This is a genomic window from Mangrovibacter phragmitis (assembly GCF_001655675.1).
Lineage (GTDB): Bacteria > Pseudomonadota > Gammaproteobacteria > Enterobacterales > Enterobacteriaceae > Mangrovibacter > Mangrovibacter phragmitis.
Genome location: NZ_LYRP01000001.1, coordinates 95,605 through 115,817, shown reverse-complemented (window position 1 = coordinate 115,817; position 20,213 = coordinate 95,605). Strand labels below are relative to the sequence as shown.

At 49.6% G+C, this 20,213-nt stretch carries 21 protein-coding genes; 7 read left to right on the top strand and 14 right to left on the bottom strand.

Annotated elements, in window-relative coordinates:
• Positions 1-156 precede the first annotated feature (156 nt).
• The 8 genes from A9B99_RS24350 to A9B99_RS00470 form a co-directional block, all read right to left on the bottom strand.
• Complete coding sequence (locus tag A9B99_RS24350; RefSeq protein ID WP_269448047.1) at positions 157-288, bottom strand: hypothetical protein; 132 nt, start codon at positions 286-288, stop codon at positions 157-159.
• A gap of 424 nt (positions 289-712) precedes the next feature.
• Positions 713-1,228 (bottom strand): GrpB family protein, encoded by a 516-nt coding sequence (locus A9B99_RS00500; RefSeq protein WP_064593543.1) that lies wholly within the window; start codon positions 1,226-1,228, stop codon positions 713-715.
• Between the two features lie 27 nt (positions 1,229-1,255).
• Entirely contained in the window at positions 1,256-2,416 is a 1,161-nt protein-coding gene (locus tag A9B99_RS00495) for a glutathionylspermidine synthase family protein (RefSeq protein ID WP_064593541.1), read from the bottom strand.
• Positions 2,417-2,418: 2 nt separating this feature from the next.
• Positions 2,419-3,063 (bottom strand): DUF1190 domain-containing protein, encoded by a 645-nt coding sequence (locus A9B99_RS00490; RefSeq protein ID WP_064593539.1) that lies wholly within the window; start codon positions 3,061-3,063, stop codon positions 2,419-2,421.
• Positions 3,064-3,072: 9 nt separating this feature from the next.
• Positions 3,073-3,471, bottom strand: a complete 399-nt coding sequence (locus A9B99_RS00485; protein ID WP_064593537.1) for a DUF350 domain-containing protein — start codon at positions 3,469-3,471, stop codon at positions 3,073-3,075.
• Positions 3,472-3,804: 333 nt separating this feature from the next.
• Complete coding sequence (locus A9B99_RS00480; RefSeq protein WP_064595417.1) at positions 3,805-4,566, bottom strand: molybdate ABC transporter permease subunit; 762 nt, start codon at positions 4,564-4,566, stop codon at positions 3,805-3,807.
• 17 nt (positions 4,567-4,583) lie between these two features.
• Positions 4,584-5,510: an extracellular solute-binding protein gene (locus A9B99_RS00475; protein ID WP_064593536.1), complete on the bottom strand. Its 927-nt coding sequence runs from the start codon at positions 5,508-5,510 to the stop codon at positions 4,584-4,586.
• A gap of 313 nt (positions 5,511-5,823) precedes the next feature.
• Positions 5,824-7,275 carry a tagaturonate reductase gene (locus tag A9B99_RS00470; RefSeq protein ID WP_064593535.1) on the bottom strand — a complete coding sequence of 484 codons (1,452 nt, stop codon included), beginning with the start codon at positions 7,273-7,275 and terminating at the stop codon, positions 5,824-5,826.
• Between the two features lie 192 nt (positions 7,276-7,467).
• On the opposite strand from A9B99_RS00470, the gene A9B99_RS00465 reads away from it, so the two are divergent.
• The gene (locus tag A9B99_RS00465) at positions 7,468-8,364 is read left to right on the top strand and encodes a GntR family transcriptional regulator (RefSeq protein WP_064593533.1); all 897 of its coding nucleotides are present in this window, start codon (positions 7,468-7,470) and stop codon (positions 8,362-8,364) included.
• A gap of 80 nt (positions 8,365-8,444) precedes the next feature.
• On the opposite strand, the gene A9B99_RS00460 is transcribed toward A9B99_RS00465, so the two are convergent.
• From A9B99_RS00460 to A9B99_RS00440, 5 genes are all read right to left on the bottom strand, one after another.
• Entirely contained in the window at positions 8,445-9,866 is a 1,422-nt protein-coding gene (locus A9B99_RS00460; protein WP_064593531.1) for a sensor domain-containing diguanylate cyclase, read from the bottom strand.
• Between the two features lie 125 nt (positions 9,867-9,991).
• Positions 9,992-10,375, bottom strand: a complete 384-nt coding sequence (locus A9B99_RS00455; RefSeq protein WP_064593529.1) for a DUF4186 domain-containing protein — start codon at positions 10,373-10,375, stop codon at positions 9,992-9,994.
• Between the two features lie 17 nt (positions 10,376-10,392).
• Positions 10,393-11,319 (bottom strand): glutaminase B, encoded by a 927-nt coding sequence (glsB, locus tag A9B99_RS00450; protein WP_064595415.1) that lies wholly within the window; start codon positions 11,317-11,319, stop codon positions 10,393-10,395.
• A gap of 45 nt (positions 11,320-11,364) precedes the next feature.
• Positions 11,365-12,957: a methyl-accepting chemotaxis protein gene (locus A9B99_RS00445; protein ID WP_064593527.1), complete on the bottom strand. Its 1,593-nt coding sequence runs from the start codon at positions 12,955-12,957 to the stop codon at positions 11,365-11,367.
• Positions 12,958-13,241: 284 nt separating this feature from the next.
• The gene (locus A9B99_RS00440) at positions 13,242-14,630 is read right to left on the bottom strand and encodes an aldehyde dehydrogenase family protein (protein WP_064593525.1); all 1,389 of its coding nucleotides are present in this window, start codon (positions 14,628-14,630) and stop codon (positions 13,242-13,244) included.
• 98 nt (positions 14,631-14,728) lie between these two features.
• Between A9B99_RS00440 and ptrR the strand changes: the two genes are divergently transcribed.
• From ptrR to A9B99_RS00425, 3 genes are all read left to right on the top strand, one after another.
• Complete coding sequence (gene ptrR, locus A9B99_RS00435; RefSeq protein ID WP_064593523.1) at positions 14,729-15,586, top strand: putrescine utilization regulator PtrR; 858 nt, start codon at positions 14,729-14,731, stop codon at positions 15,584-15,586.
• Positions 15,587-15,661: 75 nt separating this feature from the next.
• Entirely contained in the window at positions 15,662-16,609 is a 948-nt protein-coding gene (locus tag A9B99_RS00430) for an L-lactate dehydrogenase (RefSeq protein WP_064593521.1), read from the top strand.
• Between the two features lie 180 nt (positions 16,610-16,789).
• Complete coding sequence (locus A9B99_RS00425; RefSeq protein ID WP_269448055.1) at positions 16,790-17,974, top strand: sugar transporter; 1,185 nt, start codon at positions 16,790-16,792, stop codon at positions 17,972-17,974.
• Between the two features lie 91 nt (positions 17,975-18,065).
• Here A9B99_RS00425 and A9B99_RS00420 read toward each other — a convergent pair whose 3' ends face one another.
• Complete coding sequence (locus A9B99_RS00420; protein ID WP_064593518.1) at positions 18,066-18,740, bottom strand: MarC family NAAT transporter; 675 nt, start codon at positions 18,738-18,740, stop codon at positions 18,066-18,068.
• A gap of 234 nt (positions 18,741-18,974) precedes the next feature.
• Here A9B99_RS00420 and marR point away from each other — a divergent pair, with 234 nt between their 5' ends.
• From marR to marB, 3 genes are all read left to right on the top strand, one after another.
• On the top strand, positions 18,975-19,409 hold the full coding sequence (gene marR / locus A9B99_RS00415; RefSeq protein WP_064593516.1) for a multiple antibiotic resistance transcriptional regulator MarR: 435 nt from the start codon (positions 18,975-18,977) through the stop codon (positions 19,407-19,409).
• A 17-nt stretch (positions 19,410-19,426) separates the two neighbouring features.
• Entirely contained in the window at positions 19,427-19,831 is a 405-nt protein-coding gene (gene marA, locus A9B99_RS00410) for an MDR efflux pump AcrAB transcriptional activator MarA (protein WP_064593514.1), read from the top strand.
• A 105-nt stretch (positions 19,832-19,936) separates the two neighbouring features.
• On the top strand, positions 19,937-20,158 hold the full coding sequence (gene marB / locus A9B99_RS00405; RefSeq protein WP_064593512.1) for a multiple antibiotic resistance regulatory protein MarB: 222 nt from the start codon (positions 19,937-19,939) through the stop codon (positions 20,156-20,158).
• The last annotated feature ends 55 nt before the right edge of the window (positions 20,159-20,213 follow it).

Genomic DNA, 20,213 nt, shown 5'->3' with positions numbered 1-20,213 from the left:
GCTTAGCGCAAGGTGTGAGCCTTTCGTGTCTGGCGGATCAGTTGGCGCCAGGCTCTGTTATGCAGAGCGAAGAGCAGCATCTTATAGAAGGCCGCAGACAAAATACAGCCACCACTTAATAGCAGCATGGCAACACTCAACAACACAGCTACCAAATCAATACCTGGCGAATCCCATCTGTTCAGCCAACTGTGCTTTCAACTGGTGTAGCTGGGCAATGCTGGCCTGATTGATGCTGCTCGCCACGTCGTTACAGTGTTGTAAACGGCGGAAGAATACTTTCAACATGTGGATACTCTGTGCTTAGTGAAGGGAAAGGTAGCGCTTTGTCAGGTGATTTCTGACCAGGGAAGTTCATCTCAGATAGCTCCTTCAATCCATGAGGTTAGATAATAACAGTATTCTTCAGTGCGCATTGAAAGAAGATGAGCAGGGTAACGGTATGATTAACCGTGGTATTGTAGGAGCTATGAACTAATATAGGTGGTAAATATCATTTAACATAATATACATTATGCGCACCAAAGCGTATTGAGGCAGAATCTGGCATTTCGCGGTTGTCATTGTCCTGGTCGTTGAATCTCTTAAACAGCTTTATCTGTACGTTTCATCACCCGGTTGCAATTGCAGCCTGTTATTACAAATGCTATCGAAACTCGACCTTCAGGATTTTACTCCCGGTAACCAGGCACCCGCGGACCTGTTCCCCCGGCTACCATTTCCGGCACAACATTGCCAACTGCAGATGGTGTTCAATAAAGCCAGCTTTCAATTCACAGTAACGCTGACTATCGTTATTACATGCCTGCGCTGCTGCGTACTTCACGCTGGCATATTGCTCAGTTGCCTGCTGGTTGGTTAGCAGATAATCGCGGAATGCTACATGCTTTGTAATCTGCTCATCACCAGTAACAAACGCATGCACCTGGTGGCTGCGTTGCTCACCACCTTTAACAAAATACCGTCGGCCGGCAATGCCGTTCTCGCCACGAGCAATATAGCCGGCTTGCTGCATTTGAGTATTACACGCATCCAGTTCAGCCAGGTTTGGCACCTCCAGTAAAATATCAATAACCGGTTTGGCAGCTAAACCCGGCACCGAAGTGCTCCCAATATGATGAATGGCTTTGGCTATTCCACCTGGCAATACCTGCTGTAACAACTGGCTTTCTGCCGTGAACATTTCAGGCCACCGGGGATCATATGCCACAACAGTGATGGTTCTCATTGCCTGCCTTATGTATAAATGTATAGCTCAACCAATATAATGTGGCACAAAGCGTGAGGTATCTTTAGTTATTAGTGAACTGTCTTCACGAATCCCCATGCCAGCCGCTTCATCATCAATTACCCAACTACCAATAAGCGTGTAGCTGTCACCGAAACGTGGCAATGGTTTAAATGACTGATAAATAACAGGTTCACTACCATAATTGCCATCTGTTTGGGTAATAACATGCTGTTGGCTGTCTAATACAGTGATATTGCCACCTTCGCGAGAAAACAGAGGCTTGCGCACCACACTTTCACCTGGTTCAGAAAGGGACTTTTCACCATCAAACCAGGCGGGCAACAAATTGGGGTGATTTGGGTTAAAACGCCATAACAGAGGTAACAGGCCTTTATTGCTGAGCACACTTTTCCATAATGGCTCATACCATTGCTGGCGTCGCTTACGTAATAAAGGACCGTTTTCATCTCGCATCATCCATTCCAGCGGATAAAGCTTGAATGCCCGGCGGATCACATGATCTTCAAGATCGGTTAGCTCTCCACCAACGCCCAGCCCAATATCTTCCATATACAGAAATTGTGTCTCCTGCCCTGCCTGCCTGGCGCAATCCTCCAGGTACAGTACCGTGGTGCGGTCCTCATTACTGCCTTCACAACAGCAAAAATACAGCAGTTCTGGTGAATAGAGTTCCGCAAAACGAGCAATCAACCGTTCCTGAATGGAATTATACTGATCTGCATTACGCGGAATAATGCCGTTGTTGCGTGCATCTTCCAGCCACAGCCACTGAAAATAGGACGACTCATACAGTGAAGTTGGCGTATCGGCATTATATTCGAGCAACTTAACCGGGGCCTGCCCACACCAGACAAAATCCATCCGGCCATATAACGAGGGGTCACGCTGGTGCCAGCTCTGGGCGATTGCATCCCAGTAAAGCGGCGGGATAGCGAGTTGCTCCATCATCTGCTGGTCGTTAACCGCACGGTCAACCACATCAAGGCACATTTGGTGGAGTTCTGCGGTGGGTTGTTCTATTTGCTCTTCAATTTGGCGCAATGTAAAACGGTAGGCACGGCGTTCATCCCAGTACATTTCATTATCGATAACATGAAAATCGAAACCGTGCTGGTGTGCGAGTTTATCCAGAGCAGGCCGCACAGGTACATCGTGGCGTAACATCCCTATCCTCCCCAGTGCCCACCGTGGGCTGAGCGACCAAAGCCACCGCGAGACAAAGTTGCAACTTTACGTGTATAAAATTTTATGCCGCGCCGCTCACTGTCAGCCCCGCGGCCGACATGCCAGGCAAAACTGCGATCAGCTGTTCTCCACACAGGGCGTGATGCGTAAGTTCCCCCGCCACTGCTGTAGGCATGATCTTCATCTTTGTCCTTGCGCACATGCTTACTCAATAAGAAACCCGCCATAACTGGGGCCCAGCTGTAACTGGTGTAATCAAAACGGCACGTTTCAAACTGCTGCTGGCACTGATCAAGCGTCAGGTTACCAGGCACTTCGCCAACAAAAGATTTCTCGGCATTAAGCCAGGCATCAGTACAAACATCGAGTGTATTATTATCTTTCATACAATCTTGTACTGTTGAATAGAATACTCCATCACCGTCATTATCCGATGACTCGTTATCGGTACATCCTTTCATGACGAAAAAAGCCGCTCCGCCCATAATCGCCAATTTAAGGCATGTTCCTGCATAGGGGCTTTTCTTTTTTTCAAATGGATTCCCAGAACCACGAGTAGAACTAATTGCGTATTGACCTGGTGCGGTACTCTTGTAACTCAGTTTGCTTTTTCTTTTCTTCGACATAAGTTGCCACTATTCAGTCATACAGGCCGCATTTAAAATCCCACCGGCCAAAGCAGCTGCGCCCATAAACAGACCTGCCGCAGTATGGTTATTAGTTATTTTTTCACTTAATTCAGAGATATAGAGGCGAACACCCACGTAGACAAGCAACTGGACAATAAAGGCAACTACAGCCCATAGCAGGTAATCTGGAATACTTACAGAATTGATAGCCGCGCTGGCAAGTGGAATAATATACCCCAGAAGCACGCCGCTAAAAGCAAGTGATGCCGCCATATTCCCTTGTTTGATCAGCACCCACTCATTATGTGGAGTTATTTTAGAGTAAACATTTAGAAATAACACAACCAGAGCAGAACCGATGAAAAAATAAGCACAAAAAGCCAGTAGTGCGTCAATGATATGCATATATTATAGTCCTTTAACTATTTACTGAATATTATCTCAGGCAATACTTCGCATCAATAAAAACCACACACTGTAACTTATTCGGGGGGAACAATCCTGAGATTTACCTTAGACACATTCCAGCGTTCAAATAACAAAAAACCCGCCACAGGCGGGTCAGAGTAAAGCTAAGCCACCTCAGGCAAGGTGGAAACTATCAAGAAGAAAGCATAGGGCTTAGTCATCTTGTTTAATAGTAAGCCCCACATTCAAAGTTGTGCAAGCAATGGCAAACAATTGTGATAAAAAACCACAAATGACAATTTAAATGGAATTATAAGCCAGAGATAACAACTATCTCACACCAGATACATTGCGTGCCCGTGAAAAGCAATATAAAGGCAATGGCAGAGTGAACAGCAACAGCAACCAGACAAGTGTGTAGACAGCATTGATCCCGTCATTTTGTAAGTTGATATATAGTTTTACCGGCATTCCCTGGGGGAAAAAGGCGAAAATCATCACAATACCAAACTCGCCCACGACCCTTACCCACGCCAGTGCCACTGCGCTGGCAAGTCCTTTACTTGCCATTGGTAAAGCTAAATGCCAGAACCGTTGCCACCGCCCCGCCCCCAGGGTTTGCCCGGCCTCTAAAATAGACTGAGGCACACCATAAAAAGCAGAGCGTGCGGCAATGATAAAATACGGCAACCCACCATAGACCTGAGCTAACACAAATGCCGCAGGGTTATTCACTAATGACATTCCCAAACGGCTAAGTGCCAGGCCTGGTATGCTGTAGGGACCCCAGGCGGAAACCAGTAAAATACCCATTGCCAGTGGTGGAGTTAGCAGCGGAACCAGCACAATTAACTCCGCAATTCTGGATACACGGCCACCTTCTTTTGCCAGCCACCAGGCAACTGGTGTACCGGCCAGAACGATAACCGCCATCGCCACCATACCCAGCGTCAGAGAAACGGTTATCGCATCGCCGTCGCCCCAGGCGAGATGAAAGCCCATCCATGGTGTTTGCGTAATTAACGTAATAAAAGGCACCAGCAATAAAGCCAGTGCCGGTACAGACAACCAAAAAACGCGATTACGGCGCATCGTTGTGCTTAAAAAAATCATTGAGCATAGAGCGCCGAACCCTTAGGTGAAGCATAGCCACTCTCTTTGAACAGTGACTGGCCTTGTTTCCCCTGCATGAACTGCACAAACTTCTCACCTTCTTTCACACCATCCGGGGCATTTTTCAAAACAGCGGCGTAATAGACTAATGGTTGCGTATGCAACACTTTGTCCTGGCCCTTACTGTCTTTGATGGTAAAACTCACCTGGTCATACCATTTTGCGGCCATGTCCGGATTACTAAGGTTAATTTCATCTGGTAATGCCACATAAGGTAGTTTGGCGGAAATCACTTCGCTCTCATAGCCTGCTGCCGCATCAACCTGGCCGCCTTCAAGCCGGGTTAACAACCCACCTTCTATATGAATTTGTGCCGGATTTTGCACTCCGCCCATCACTTTTTCACCCAGACCTGGCTGGTGATAATATTTGTCGGCCAACAGCAAGGTGAACACGATGTTCTGGCCTTTCGGGTCACTGTCCGGGTCAGTACGCCCGAATTTCACGCCAGGCTCGACCAGTACTTTTAACCATGAATCATCTTTACCACTGGCAGCAGCAAACTGAGATGCATACTGGCTGTGCGGGTTCCAGGCAATGACCATACTGGTGCTCGCTACGGGAACAGCGGTATCAATCAACCCGGCATCTTTCAGTATTTGCATTGGCCCGGGAGTGATGGATACAAACACGTCTGCCTGCACTTTTTTACTGGCCAGTAAACGCGCCATGCCATAAGCGCCTTGTCCCTGCCCCTGGTATTGCACATGGTTTTGTTGTGCAAAAGCAGGCCCCAGTTTTTGGTCCATCACCTTGCCCATAGAACCTGCGTAAGTCACTTTGATATCGGACGATGCCATAGCCGAAGTGCTCACAATACAAAAGCCAATTAATAAGACCAGTGGCCGAAATGTTTTATTCATTATCCCCTCGCTATATATTTAATAACATAACGAATTATTCGCCTGTTAAACACCAGGAACAAGAGCAAATGCATAGGTATTTATGATTTATTGAATATTTTTCTGAAAACCTGCAAGGTCAGTTAACCACTTGAAAACCTGATTGTTACGGCTTTCCAGTTGCCCTTCTCATCACTGCAGAGCCTTAATGTGGTGCTACTGCGTAGGGTTTTATTTATATCAATAAGTATGTTGTAACTATAGTTCGCCGAATAAAAAACCCCGGTACCAAGAATGCCAGTATCGGGGTTGCATAAATCTTACGGTTACGGGATTAGCACAGTGGTTTTACCGCTGAACGCATACCCAGCTTCAGAATAGATTCCAGATTGGCGGTAACCTGGTCTGCAAGACCAGGAACGTTAGTTAAATCCTGCTCCCAGTGGTCGCTGTCGGACAACACAACGTCGACCAGGTGGCGGACGGTGACCTGTTTGTCACGCACGCCACCCCACAATTGCTGGTAGCGCTCGAGCCAGTGAGCATCATCCTGCAGCGGATAAGTTTCACCGTTACGTTCACCCTGGTAAAAAACAATCAGCGCAGCCAGAGCGAATGTCAGGCGGGCCGGCAATTTGCCAGTCGTTGCCTGCCCTGCCAGCAGTTGCGGCAGAATACGGGTACGGAATTTAGTCATCCCGTTGAGGGCAATAGAGAGCAACTGGTGTTTGATGTACGGGTTACGGAAGCGGCCAACAACTGCACGGGCAAATGATTCCAGCTCATCTTTCGGGAGATCCAGCACCGGAATAATCTCTTCGCGAATGGCGTTTTCAACAAAAGCGCAGATTTCACCATCAGACATGGCTTCACCTACAGTGTTTAACCCGGCCAGGAATGCCACCGGTACCAGTGCTGTATGAGCGCCATTCAGAATAGCAACTTTACGTTCTTTATAAGGTTTAATGTTATCGACGATCAGCACATTGAGTGGCAACTGGTCGAGGCGCAACTCACTGGCAAGCCATTGTGGGCCCTGGATAACAAACAAATAGAAGTGTTCAGCAGTATCCAAAAAACTGTCGTGGTAACCCAGTGATTCTTCAATGGCACTGGCTTCATCACGCGGATAACCAGTAACAATACGGTCCACCAGCGTAGAGCAGAATGTATTGGACTCTTCCAGCCAGCGGCTGAATGCGCCAGGCAGATTCCATGCAATGGCGTAGCGCAGTACCAGTTCGCGCAGTGCTTCACCATTATAATCAATCAATTCACAAGGGATCAGCACCCAACCTTTATCCTTTGCGCCATTGAAATGACTGTAACGTTCAAACAACAGGCGGGTTAATTTTGCCGGGAAGCTGACAGCTGGTGCATCCTGAAATGTATCCCCTTCATGCCAGGCTATGCCCGCTTCAGTGGTATTTGAGAAAACGAAACGAATATCCGGGTTATGCGCCAGTTTCAGGAATTCATCATAGTCCTGGTAGACATTCAGTTCACGGTTTACCGAACGAATCAGGCGGGATTCGCTGACGGCTTCACCGCGATCATTCAGACCACGAATAATGGTGGTATACAGACCATCCTGAGTGCTCAATGACGGCGGGAAATTGCTGTCAATCGGCCGAACAATCACTACCCCGGCGTTGAGGTCGGTCTTTTCGTTCAGCAGGTCAATTTGCCAGTCGATAAAAGCACGCAAAAAGTTACCTTCACCAAACTGGATGATACGATCCGGGTAAGCGTTGCCGGGAAAATCTTGACGATTAAGGGTTTTCACGATGTAGTCCTGTATTATGCAAACTGTGGAGTCATGGTAAACCGGCTATAACCGGCTACGCTTTCTGTTGCACATCTCACCTGATCCGGCCTGAAATACCCTCTCCTTTAGTATGGCAATGCGATCAATATCACACTAAGTGGTTTTTAATTGGTATTTAATTGTTCTTTTGTTACTGAAACGATACTGCTTATGAGCCGGACGCAAAACCTGCGCCACAACGTCATTAATCAGTTTATTGAAAGCCTGGTTCGCGGCCATCTGGTATCGCCGTTACCTTCGCAAAATGCGCTGGCTGATATGTTCAATATCAGCCGCACCACTGTACGCCATATTCTGGAACACCTGGTACAGCGCCAGGTTCTGGTCGTGGAGCAAGGGCAATATGTTATTGTCCGCATGCCGCAGGAAGAGGATGGCTACCAACAAACCCGGGTGCCCGCCGAAGCGCAACAACGGATATTTGAACGCACGTTTTACCAGATGATCAACCAACGGCAGTTACGTGCAGGGGATCAATTCACCGAAGTTGAGTTGGCAAAACAGGCAGGAGTCAGCCCGATAGTTGTGCGTGAATTCTTGCTGAAATTCAGCCGCTATTCGCTGACTGAAAGTGAACGTCGGGGTACGTGGCGAATGAAAGTGTTTGATAAAGCCTGGGCAGAGCAGCTCTTTGAGTTGCGCGAAATGCTGGAAACCCATTCTTTGCAGCGTTTCATGAATCTGCCAGCCGACAACCCCAGTTGGCTACAGGCAAGAGATCTCCTGGCCCGCCACAGAACAATGCGTGGCACGATCGGTGACAATTACCGCATGTTTGCCAGTCTGGACCGTGACTTCCACGCGCTATTGCTTTCAGCCGCAAACAATATCTTTTTTAACCAGTCGCTTGAGATTATTTCTGTTATTTTCCATTTCCACTACCAGTGGGATGAAAGTGATTTAAAACAACGAAATATTGTGGCGGTGGATGAGCACATGACGATTCTCAGCGCGATGATTTGTGGTGATGATTTAGCGGCATCACGGGCATTGCGTAACCACCTGAATACCGCCAAAGTGAATATGATTGCGTCATTACGGCAGTAAACCAACACGCTGATTACCAGGGCCTTCGCAGTACAAACCCCCACCAAAAGTGACAATGTCACAAAAACCTGGCATCACCTTCATGATGCAGCCCGGCCCATAACGGGAACGTTTTGGGCGCAAAGCTGATTGCGTCCGTATTGTTTTGCCTGGTAAAGGTAACGGTCAGCTTCCGTCATTTGCGCGTTAAAGCAGGCTTCCAGCGATGCAGAAGCGCAGGCAGTCCAGGACAGGCCAAGGCTTACCGTTATATGGTGAATATGGTTTTTCCAGGCAAACTGGTGCTGTTCTACCCGTTCGCGAATCTGGTGACCCAGCAGAATGGCATCTGCATTGGACATCGCCGGGCATACAATCACAAACTCTTCCCCACCCATTCTGGCAAACCAGCCTTTATCGCCCACCACTTTATTTACAACTGCGGCGAACTCAGCGAGGATCTTATCCCCACAGTCATGCCCCCAGGTATCGTTAATATTTTTGAAGTGATCAATATCCAGTAGTATTACCGCCAGTTGACGGTTACTGGGTGCCAGGCAATCTGACTCATTGCGCAGCTTCTCGTAAATCCCTGAACGTGAGAGGACTTGTGTCAGGTAGTCATAATCCGCCCGGCGTGATGCCTTACGCACCAGCGCATTGATGGTTTCTACGCTCACCGACACCATCAACGGGCATAATGCAATGGTGGCAATCCCCAAACGCGCGGAGAACATCTGGTTGACGTACAGCGGCGATGTCATATGGATTTCGATAATAGAATTTGCCACCAGTACAATTTCCGTCATCCCGGTTATGAGTGTGATCAGGCACACAAAAGGCAGTGGATAGCGTGTGGCACACCAAATTAACGCAGGCAACGGGAAGGCCAGACTTCCGGCTCCCCCAATCCCCACTGAAGCCACCATGCACACAACCACGCCAAGCAGCGGATACAGGTTTTCAAGGCTAAGGCGGGGCCATTGTGGGCGAGCCATAGAAAGCAGGCAAGGCAGGATCAGCACCCCAGTGGAAAACTGTTCACTGAACCAGTCGGCAAATAGCGGATAAAACGCGTGGCGATCTACGGGCATTGAGCCAACAGCACCAAATAAGGCACATAACGCAGCAGCAAAAATACAGTAATTAAACAGGCTCAGGGCATGAACCGGCAGTGGAGAAGCAATGGTCGAGCGCCGCTTTTCGCGTTGAACCAACAATGACACGGTGATAATAAACACCATATTGGAAAAGTTAATCAGCAGCGATGCCGTGCCCCAGGACGTGGTTACTCCGTCATAAATTATCATTGCCGCATAGCACAATGCGTAATAAAACGGATTATTCAGGAAAGGATAGCGAATAAAAACGGCCGCCAGTACTGCATTAAGTGGCCAGAAAAGCGATAGCGCTTCGACCACCCGTAAACTGGCACCGAAAAAGTAAAATACTGTGGTGATAACAAAGAGAGAAACCGCGCTGGTAAGCGGCTTTTCCCGGGAAAGAAACCGATTTTTCGCCATTATTTTACTTCGAATTGAGAACCCGTCTTTTGCGGTTTACACCGCCGCTTAACAAATCAAAACAATTCGAATATAACCTAAATTTTAACAGTTTTATCCGATTTATTTTCCCTGCTTTGCCATTATCACTGCGTTTTTTTCAGATTATCTGGTTCCTGAATCATTTGTAAATGCAGCCAATAATAGATAACACCCACAATGTCATGCTGTTGCTTTTCAGTCAGTGGAATACCTGCGGGGATCCCGTACCACCTGGCCAGACACCCACGGCAACATGTCGCCGTGGCGTGCTGGGCGATAAAAACCGGATGCCCGCGCAAAGGTGTTTGTTTCCCGTCATTAGGAATACTGGCGGGAGCCAGCCGCTTTGCAATAAAATCTGCCGCGTGCTGGCACACAACCTCGGGGCCCTTTTTCAGACAATACTCACGCTCTTTCACACCCAGATGAAAGCGGCTGCGAAATTGTGAACGCCCAAGGCGCTGAAAAAGTACCTCCATGGATTCCATCTTAGTTGCACCCTCTTTTAATAAACAGAGCGCCCCAGTGCCGCAATCAAATTTTCCAGCACTGCGGCCCCCGCAAGAGAATTACCAAAGTCATCAAGTTCCGGGCTCCATACAGCAATAGACATCTCATGAGGAACCACGGCAATGATACCGCCACCAACGCCCGACTTCCCGGGTATTCCAACGCGCCAGGCAAATTCACCTGAACTCTGATACATACCACTCGTTGCCATCAGTGCATTAACCTGGCGTGTTTGTTGTGGGGTCAGTACCGGGTATGGCCAGGCGGGTGTACACCCCTGACAGGCAAGAAACATAAACGTGTCGGCCAGTTCCACACAGCTCATTTTCAGGGCGCAATAATGAAAATAGTTGTGCAGCACCGTTGTGACATCATTATGAAAATTGCCGAATGATTTCATTAACCAGGCAATGGCTGCGTTGCGGGCTGAATGTTCAAATTCAGAGCGGGCCACACGCTCATCATAAGTGAGTGAAGGTACACCAGAGAGCAGACGAACCACTTCCAGCATGCGCTGACGCGGCGAACTGAGGCGTGTTTGCAGCATATCGCAGACCACCAGCGCACCCGCATTGATAAAAGGATTACGCGGCTTCCCCTGTTCCAGTTCAAGCTGAACCAGGGAGTTAAACGGCTGACCAGAAGGATCTTTCCCCACCCTGGACCAGATCTCGTCTTCATCGTAGCGTGTCATTGCCAGCACCAGGCTGAGCACTTTGGAAATCGACTGAATCGAAAAACGCTCACTGGCATCACCGGCCTGAAAGCGCTCTCCTTTGACAGTGGTGATGGCAATGCCCAGTTTATTTCCTGAAACTTCTGCCAGAGCAGGAATATAACTGGCAACTTTCCCTTTGCCGATTAAAGGTCTGGCAGTCTCAAGTATCTGCGCCAGTAACTGATTATCCAAGTGTTGTGCCACGCCCGCCACCTCTGCCAATAAAAGTGGCGGGCAGTATACACCTGGTCAGGCTAAACGAAAACGCGCCACCGCAGTGGTAAGCTGCTGCTGACCTTCATAAAGGTGCCTTACACCCACCTGGCTTTGCTGCACCAGGTTCGCCGTGCGGTTGGCGACTTCATCCAGTGCAGTTATCTGGCCGGTGACCATCTGGATATTCTCTCCCTGGTGTAATGACGCGGCGGCAATATCATTGAGCAGGCTGGTCATCGCAGTAACCAGTTGTGTTACTGACGCAAGATTTTGCTCAAGGCGGGCAACAGCACCTGCCCCTTGAGAGATGCCTTCCAGAGAGTGATTGATCAACTGCTGTATTGTTTGTGTTGAGTGCGTACTTTTACGTGCCAGAATACCCACCTCTTTAGCCACCACAGCAAACCCTCGCCCATGGTTACCGGCATGAGCGGCTTCAATAGCGGCGTTAAGCGCCAGAATATTGGTCTGGAAGGCAACAGTTTCAATCATTGAGACAATACCGCGCATTTCATCAGACTGCGCTTCAATTGCCTGCATAGAACTGTTAACAGCCTGCATCATCTCGTCACCCCCGCGGGCTATGCTACGGGCTTCGTCGGCACGCTGATTTGCGATACCCGCAAAACGGGTATTTTCATCCACACTGCCTGACAACTGTCGCATGCCATCGGTAACTTTAGTCAGCATATGGCTTTGCTCGGTAGCCTGAAGGGATAACACCTGGTTTTCATCATGCATGGCGGCAATTTGCCCGGCCATATTGTGCGTTGCGCTCTGTACATCAATGACCACTTGCCGCAGACCCTGTTGCATTGCCATCAGGCGTTGCCAGAGCTCACTGACTTCCCGGTTAAAACGTACCGGGGTCGCTGGCAGCACAGATAAATCGCCATCAGCCAGCCTGTCGAGGTGTTGCAACAAACGCCGTAATGGACGAATAACCCAAAACAACAACCCGCTACCGGTAAAAATCGCCACAACCAGCACTACAACCAGGGCGCTGAGTGAACGCGTCTGCATTTGGTTCAGCCCCGCCAGTAACAGTTTGTCTCCCTGCTGGCGTTGCTGGTCGCGACCGGCTTTGTATTGCGCAAAATCCTGGTTAAATTGCGCCTGAAATGCCTGTACAGGCACTGCGAAGAAACTGTCTATCGATTGGGTTTCCCGCAGGCTGTCGACCTGCTCTTTCAGGCCGCCATAGAATTGCAGATAACTCTGGATAAGCGCCTTATTTTGCTGAGTGCCAGGTGCCTGCTGGCGAAACAGCTCAAATGCCCGTTGGCTGGTTTTCAACGCCGAAGCAGCATCATCCGCGAGGCTGTTCCAGCTACCTACCGAGCCCGTTTCTTTATCCTGCATAAACCAGACACCAGCGCGGTTAACCAGGTCGCTTGCTGTCAAAAGCCCAACACGGGCTTCATCCATCTGACGTTGGGCATTTTGGTCAACCGCCTGTTGAGCCACCTGCGCGCGCACCTGGCCTAACAGTAAGGCCAGTCCGGTGGTGGATATCACCTGAACCAGCAAGAACAACCCAATGACACAAACCAGACCGCTGAGCAAACCCATACCCCGGAAATGAAATCGCTGTGGCAGTAATGCCTTTATTAATTTTATCTTCATGATTTAACTTAAGAAAATGTGAAAAGAAAGCGAAATATGCAGTGAGTGTATCGGGGGAAGATGACGTTTTAGTGACAACAAAGTCCAGGTCTGACGGCACAAACCAACTGGGTACCCAGGCCAGTCAGTTACATAGAAAACATTTTATAATCAATTGATAAATAAAAATTAACACAGCATATACACTTCAAAAACACCAGTAACTAACCGTTACCCGGTTGCCGGAAGCACAGTGCGGTCTTCCGGCGTTTTAATTAAGGTGTAAGAAACACAATCAACTGACGTCAGCAGCGATTTTTCCAGACCGTCTGGATATTACAGAACTCATAAAGCCCAAAATGTGAAAGTTCACGGCCAAAACCACTACGTTTTACACCCCCAAAAGGAACCCGCGGATCACTGGCGCTGTAGCCATTAATGAATACCCCGCCGCATTCCAGCTTCCCTGCCATTTGTAAAGCCTGATGTTCATCACCATAGATTGTTGCTGACAGGCCATACTGGCTCAGGTTTGCCAGTTCCAGCGCATGCTCTGCATCCCGGGCAATGGTCACTGCCGCCACCGGGCCAAACATCTCTTCCTGAAAGGCCGTCATTTCTGGTGTCACACCAGTGAGTACTGTTGGGGCATAATAATTTCCCTCACCAGGCAGTTTCTCGCCTCCCAGAACACAGGTTGCGCCCTGGCTTAGCGTATTTTCTACCTGGCGATGCAGTTCATCACGCAGGTCAAAACGCGCCATCGGGCCAATATCGGTTTGCTCGTCTTCTGGGTTGCCCACTACCAGGTTACGGGTGGCAGCCACAAATTTTTCAATAAAGGCCTCAGCAATACCGGCTTCAACAATAAACCGTTTCGCGGCGGCACAAACTTGCCCGGTATTTTGAAAACGCCCGGCCACACCAGCGCTTACCGCGTCATCCAGGTTAGCGCTGTTTAATACTATAAAGGGATCAGAGCCACCGAGTTCAAGCACACATTTTTTCAGTGCCTTGCCTGCCTGAGCACCAATGGCCTCACCAGCACGCGCACTCCCCGTTAAGGCCACAGCAGCTACCCGCTGGTCGGCAATCAGTGTACTGACACCGTCATTACTGGCATTAATTTCTGCAAAAGCTCCTACCGGAAAATCCGCATCGATAAATGCCTGAGCCAGTAACCCGGCACTTGCCGGAACGTTAGGAGCATGTTTCAGCAGATAAGTATTTCCGGCAATCAGCATTGGTACAGCACCACGTAATACCTGCCACAGTGGGAAGTTCCATGGCATCACCGCCAGAATCACTCCCAGTGGGCGAAAGGCGATTTCTGCCTGTTGACCGGGTACCTGAGTTGGCTGGTTCTCCAGCATCCCCGGACCATGCTCTGCATACCAGTGGCACAGGTTAATACATTTAGCCACTTCCGCTCTGGACTGGCGAATCGGCTTACCCATTTCACGCGTAATTGTCTGAGCCAGTGTCTGAGCCTGGCTTTCAAGCACACTTGCCAGGCGAGTAATTGCAGCTGCACGCTGTGTCAGTGGCGTGTTACCCCATACTTTGCTGGCACTGGCAGCCCGGGTAATTGCTTGCTCTATAAGCGCCTGGCTTGCATAAGGCCGTGATGAAAGCACTTCGCCAGTTGCCGGATTGATAGCGCAGGTTTGGCTATTGGAATTTTTTGCGGTCATAAGATGCTCCTTAGTTTGCTACCCGGCCACAATAGTCTTGCCTGGTTATTATGAAAACTGAATAATTAGAAAAAAACCATTCACGTTTAGAGAAAACCATGGATTTTACCCAACTCAGCATGTTTGTTAGTGTGGTTGAAACGGGCAGTATCAGTGAGGCCGCCCGCCAGGTGCACCGGGTGCCATCCAACCTGACCACCCGTATACGCCAGTTGGAAGAAGAACTGGGCGTGAGTTTATTTATTCGTGAGAACCAACGTTTGCGCGTTTCCCCCGCCGGGCAAAATTTTTACCAGTACAGTAAACGCCTGCTGGCGCTGGCGAATGAAGCACGCTTTTCTGTAACGGGTGATGTGCCATCAGGGTTGTTGCCATTGGGCTCACTGGAAAGCACTGCGGCTATTCGCATTCCGGAACTTCTGGCGCGTTTTAACCGGCGTTATCCCTCGGTACAACTGACGCTTACCACAGGACCTTCCGGCGATATGATAGAGTCAGTGCTCAATGGCCGGTTAGCAGCGGCATTCACCGACGTGCCTTTTAAAAACCCGGCCCTTGAGTACCGGCCATTGTGTAATGAAGAGATGGTGATTATTGCCCCCGGCAGCCATCCCCCAGTTCACCGGGCCCGCGAGGTGGACGGCGCCAGTTTGTATGCATTCAAGGCCAACTGTTCATACCGCCATCATTTCGAATCCTGGTTTCAGGCTGATAATGCCCGCCCGGGGCAAATTTATGAGATGGAATCATGGCATGGGATCCTGGCCTGCGTGATTGCCGGAGCAGGCCTGGCTATGATCCCCAGAGCAATGCTGGCAATTATGCCGGGCGCGCATCAGGTGAATATCTGGCCGGTGAATGAGGCCTGGCGCTGGCGCGAAACAGCGTTAATCTGGCGGAAAGACAGCCTGACCCCGCAATTGCGTGCATTGCTCAACCTGCTGGGTCCTTCATAATAAGCAAAAATAATTTTTAGCCGCACCTGGCGCGGTGTAACGTAGCTCTGTTTGCTTAAATTCTGTGGAACACACATGAACACCAAACCCCGTAAGGTAATGATTATTGGCGCAGGTAATGTCGGCACTGCCGCTGCCTGGGCTTTGCTCAACCAAAATATTTGTGAAGAACTGGTTCTGGTTGACCTGAATAAAACCCGGGCTGAAGCCCATTGCCAGGATTTGTCCGACGCCGCCGCTTATATGCCCGGTATGGTAACCATTACCCAACGTGATGCCAGTGATTGTGCTGATGTGGATATCGCCGTCATTACCGTTTCCGGCGGGCCGCTCAAGCCCGGGCAAACCCGGCTTGATGAACTGACCAATACGGCCCGTATTATGAAGCAGTTGGTTCCTGAAATGATGGCTAATGGTTTTAACGGCATTTTCCTGATTGCCACAAACCCCTGCGATATTATTACCTGGCAGGTGTGGCAGTTATCCGGTTTACCCCGCCAGCAAGTCATTGGCACCGGAGTGTGGCTGGACACCACCCGGTTACGCCGCACCCTGGCTCAGGCACTGGATATTGGCCCGCAGAGTATTGATGCTTTCATTCTGGGTGAACATGGCGACGCACAGTTCCCTGTCTGGTCGCACTCTTCTGTATACGGTTCGCCCGTGAGTGATGTCTGGAAACGGCGTACCGGCACGGTGCTGGACACAAACGCCATTGCTGAAAAAGTGCGTAAACTGGGGTTTGAAATTTATGCCGGTAAAGGCTGTACCGAGTTTGGTATTGCCGGCACCATTACGGAGATCTGCCGTAATATTTTCACCGGGAGCCACCGCGCACTGGCGATTTCCTGTGTACTGGATGGGGAGTACGGAAAAACAGGTATCGCCATTGGTGTCCCTGCGGTACTGGCACAAAGTGGCGTGCAACAAATTATTGAGCTGCAACTGGCGCAAGAGGAACAGGCTAAGTTTGACGAAGCCGCGCGTATTATTCAGGCAAATATTGCCCGTCTGCCGCAATAGTGGTCCAGACGGCCGGGAAAAGAACAACCCCGCAGTGCCATTGTGTGAGAGCTCACTTGTACTGAAATGTAAAAAAAGAGATGTGGATCACAATTTTTCTTGTACGCCTGAATTGTTGGTTTTATCATCGCCCCACCGTTGATGGGAACACCTGCGCAGACTCAAACAATGAACACATCCATGACTGTTTCCCGCCGTGTTGCATGGCTTCGGGTTCTGACCCTCGCTATTGCCGCGTTTATCTTTAATACCACTGAATTTGTCCCTGTCGGGCTGTTATCGGATATTGCCGAAAGCTTCAGCATGAGTACCGCTCAGGTGGGGATAATGCTGACAATTTATGCCTGGGTGGTCGGGCTGATGTCGTTGCCTTTTATGCTGTTAACCAGCCAGATGGAACGCAAAAAGTTACTGATCGGTATCTTCTTGCTGTTTATTGCCAGCCATGCACTTTCATTCCTGGCCTGGAATTTTACCGTGCTGGTGATTAGCCGGATTGGCGTTGCATTTTCCCACGCGGTGTTCTGGTCAATTACTGCATCTCTGGCCATTCGCCTTGCCCCTGCGGGTAAACGCGCTCAGGCACTCAGTCTTCTGGCAACCGGCACTGCATTAGCCATGGTGCTGGGGTTGCCACTGGGTCGCGTTATTGGCCAGTACTTTAGCTGGCGCACCACTTTTTTTGCCATTGGCGTTGGCGCGTTAGTTACGCTGGTGTGCCTGATGCAACTGTTACCGCGTATGCCAAGTGAACATTCCGGCTCATTAAAAAGCCTGCCTGTGTTGTTCCGCCGACCTGCGCTGGTCAGTATTTATGTTCTTACTGTGGTTGTGGTTACCGCACATTACACGGCCTACAGCTATATTGAGCCTTTTGTACAGACAGTTGCCGGTTTCAGCGCCAACTTCGCCACTGTATTGTTGCTGATTCTTGGTGGCGCCGGGATTATCGGCAGTATCATCTTCAGTAAGCTTGGTAATCAGCACGCCTCAGGCCTGGTCAGTTGCGCCATTGGGGTTCTGGTGTGCTGTCTGGCCTTGCTGATGCCTGCGTCCGCTTCAGCAAACGCGCTTATCATCCTGAGCCTGTTCTGGGGCATCGCCTTTATGATAATTGGGCTGGGTATGCAGGTTAAAGTTCTGTCGCTGGCACCCGATGCAACCGATGTGGCAATGTCCCTGTTCTCCGGGATTTTTAATATTGGTATTGGTGCCGGAGCTCTGCTTGGCAACCAGATAAGCCTGCACCTGTCTATGTCAGCCATCGGCTACCTGGGCGCACTACCCGCTGTTGCCGCACTGGTGTGGTCGGTGGTCATTTTCCGCCGCTGGCCGCAAAGCCTGGAACGCCAGCCGAGCCATTAATCCACTGGCAGCGATTAAGCGGGTGGCATGAATACCAGTCACAAGTAAAAACGCCCTGTCTTTGACAGAGCGTTTTATTTTGCAGTGGCAATCAGGCGTGCCCGGGGTAATGCTGAATGATGTCCAGAACACCGTTAATCACGAACTGAACGCCCATACACACCAACAAAAATCCCATAACACGGGAAATCGCATCGATTCCCCCTTTTCCCACAATGCGCATCACCGCCCCGGAACCCCGCAGGCAGCCCCACAGAATCAGGCTAACGCACAAAAATGTTGCTGGAGGGCCCACCACCAGCACCCAATGGGGAAATTCCGTAGTGTGATGTACGGTCGATGCTGTACTGATTATCATGGCGATGGTCCCGGGGCCGGCAGTAGAAGGCATCGCCAGCGGCACAAAAGCGATATTGGCCCCGGAGTCTCTGGCCAGCTCCTCTGATTTAGATTTAGCCTCCGGGATTTCGTGGGGTTTTTCTTTCGGGAAAAGCATACGGAAACCAATAAATGCCACAATCAACCCACCTGCAATACGTAGCCCGGGAATCGAAATCCCAAACGTATTCATCACCACCTGGCCGGCATACCAGGCTACCATCATAATAATAAATACATTAATTGAAGCCTGGCGTGACTGACGATGGCGCTCCTGGGTATTCATATTCCCGCTCAGCCCAAGGAACAGCGCTACCGTGGTGAGAGGGTTCGCCAAAGGCAATAATACGACCAGCCCAAGACTGACTGCTTTAACGAGTTCGAGCATTTTGTGTTCCTTTGTCCTTCTGCTGCTTTACGATTAATCCAATAAAATCAGAGATAAATGCTAGCTCACATTTCTCAGGGAGAACAATGTGCATCTCTTATTATTACGTATGTATATTTTTATCAGACTAAGCGTTTTAGCACTTTGTGTGATCCAGGTCGCTATATGATTGACTTATCCTTGCCTGGGCAATAGTATCTCGCGTGATTAATCTATTTGCCTGGGCAAAGAATTGTGAAAACGACATGCGATCTGTTCAATGAAATCATCCCGCTGGGCCGTCTGATCCACCTGGTGAATCAAAAGAAAGACCGTCTGTTAACCGAGTATCTCTCCCCGCAGGATGTGACTGCACCGCAATTTAAAGTGCTGTGCTCCATCTTCTGTGAGGTGGCTATTACACCGGGAGACTTAAGTAAATCACTCTCGGTCGACATGGGTGCCCTTACCCGCATGCTGGATCGTCTGGCGTGTAAAGGTTGGGTATCACGTCGCCCGAACCCTGACGACAAACGGTGTGTCATCGTCGAACTCACGGAAGAAGGCCGTGAGTTATGCCAGTACTGCCACCGTTTAGTGGGGCATGACCTGCATAAAGAATTAACAAAAAACCTGACGGCAGAAGAAATTGCACAACTTGAATGTTTGCTGAAAAAAATTCTGCTCTAAACAGATGAGGTGAAGCTATGTCCAGACGAAATAATGATGCGATTACCGTACACAGCATTTTAGACTGGATTGAGGATAACCTGGAATCCCCGCTGTCACTGGAGAAAGTTTCCCAGCGCTCCGGCTATTCAAAATGGCACCTGCAACGGATGTTCAAGAAAGAAACAGGACACTCACTGGGCCAGTATATCCGCAATCGCAAATTGACGGAAATCGCGCAGAAGTTGAAAGAAAGCGATGAGCCAATTCTTTATCTTGCTGAACGCTATGGTTTCGAGTCTCAACAAACGTTGACGCGAACCTTTAAGAACTATTTTTCTATTCCGCCGCACAAATACCGTGTTGCGAATAATGCCCCGACCCAGGGAAAGTTTTTGTTCCCACTCAACAATGACGGGCAGCAGCACTACTGCATGAACTAATTGCAGGCCCTGTAACACCGTTAAGTAATACCGCAAAACGGCCACAGGCTTTATGTCTGCTGGTCGCTTTTTTTAATACCACCTGCAAAGGTGTAAGAAGGAAACATGAAACATTTAGCACAAGGTGCCGCGCTACTTCTGGTTTTAGTGGCAGGCAGTGTTATTGCAGAACAACCCAGCGAATTTATTCCCCGGCAAACAGGGCATGGCGCGATGCTGATACCTTCTGCCAGCAATACCAGCCTTAACAGCGCAAAACCCGATGTGGCTCAAGAACGCAACGAAAACCTGGGTGTGGCGTTTTACCATAACAACACGCACCGCTAAGCGGTGCTCCTCCGATGACCACCAGATGGCCATCAGATGGTCATCGGTAACTTCC